Origin of the sequence: Collinsella sp. AM43-1 (assembly GCF_003467925.1) — a bacterium.
Taxonomy (GTDB): domain Bacteria; phylum Actinomycetota; class Coriobacteriia; order Coriobacteriales; family Coriobacteriaceae; genus Collinsella.
The window spans coordinates 1-1,328 of the sequence record NZ_QSFR01000047.1; the positions used below are offsets into that span (position 1 = coordinate 1).

General features: G+C 71.5%; 1 protein-coding gene and 1 pseudogene. Both read right to left on the minus strand.

The features are described from left to right. Positions 1-107: 107 nt before the first annotated feature. A pseudogene (locus DW925_RS10000) lies at positions 108-950 on the minus strand (IS110 family transposase); the annotation flags it as partial. A 21-nt stretch (positions 951-971) separates the two neighbouring features. Then, positions 972-1,235, minus strand: a complete 264-nt coding sequence (locus DW925_RS10005; RefSeq protein WP_117790925.1) for a hypothetical protein — start codon at positions 1,233-1,235, stop codon at positions 972-974. Positions 1,236-1,328 lie beyond the last annotated feature (93 nt).

Below are 1,328 nucleotides of genomic sequence, written 5' to 3' on the forward strand. Positions count from 1 at the left end.
TCCTTCGGCGGGGTTCCCCAAGTCTGTCGAGGCGCATGCGGAGGGCTCCGCGCGCACAGCGAAATAGGGGGTATCCCCGAAGGCCGCCCGGCTCGCCGGGGCGGGGGCTATGTCCATTCCGCGCCCTCCCGGCACATCGTGCCGAGGGCCCAGAGCCACCTCACGAGCTCGGCCGCGGTGGCCGCGTTGGCCTTCGCCTGGGGCATGCCGCGGGCGAGCATCTCCTCGCGCCGCCGCAGGAGCCGCTCGGATCCCTTCCTCCCGTGCATCCTTATCTCGAGGGGCACGCCCGTGTCCCTCGGCATGAGCTTCGGCTGGTGCCGCGCCGCGGCGTAGCACCATGAACCCTCAACGGCCAGCTTCCTCACGAGCGCGTTGCCCGCGCCGCTGATGCCTCCGAGCCGCACGGAGTCGCCGCTCGACCTCTGGCTCGGCGCGAGGCCGAAATAGGCCGTGACCTGCCTTCCGGAACGGAACCTCGTGAAGTCGCCGACCTCGGCCGAGAAGGCTGCGGCCAGCGCGAAGGCGCAGCCCTTGATCGACTGGAGGGCGGCCGCCTCCGCGGCGATCGGGCTGGCATCCACGGCCGCCCTGTACTCGGAGAGCAGGTCCGCCCGGGCCTCCGCCGCGGCCTCGACCTCGCTCCTCAGGGCGGCGAGCGTCCGAACCCCGCCGTCGTCCTCCGGCCTGACCTTGTCGAGCCACCTCAGGAAGTCGTAGGTCCAGTACTTCCTCGGGTTGCCGGCGGGCGTGGTGCCGCCGTAGGCGAACCCTCGCTTTGCGAGGAAGGCGAGCAGCCGCTGCTTGGCGGTCGCCAGGCGCGCGGTCGCCCCGTCGTAGGCGCCGGCGAGGTCCCTGATGCCCTCGACCTCGGGGGAGGGGACCCATACGGGGGAGATGTCGTGGGCGAGTATCGCCTTGGCCATCCTGGCGGCGTCGTTCCTGTCGTTCTTGGAGGCCGAGTCGGCGGCCTACCTGGGGATCTTCGAGACCGCGGCGACGACACACTCGACGCCGAGCCCGGCGAGCTCCCTCTGCGGGGCGAAGCCGGGGTAGCCGCTCTCGTAGGCCGCGAGCGACGGCCCGGGGAACCCACCCATCCACCCGGCGATCTCGCCCCAGGGGTTGCCGGGGAACCTCCTCGTCACGGCCTCGCCGGTGTCCGCGTCGAGGGCGCAGACGGTGGTCGACCTCAGGTGGACGTCCATCCCGAACGCGGTAGAATACTTTGGCATGGGAGCCTCCCAACCTCGTTGCGGCGCGGCTGCGCCTATGGCACTTCAACATCATTGTCGCAGCCCCGACCCGCGGTCACGAGCGGGGGCTCC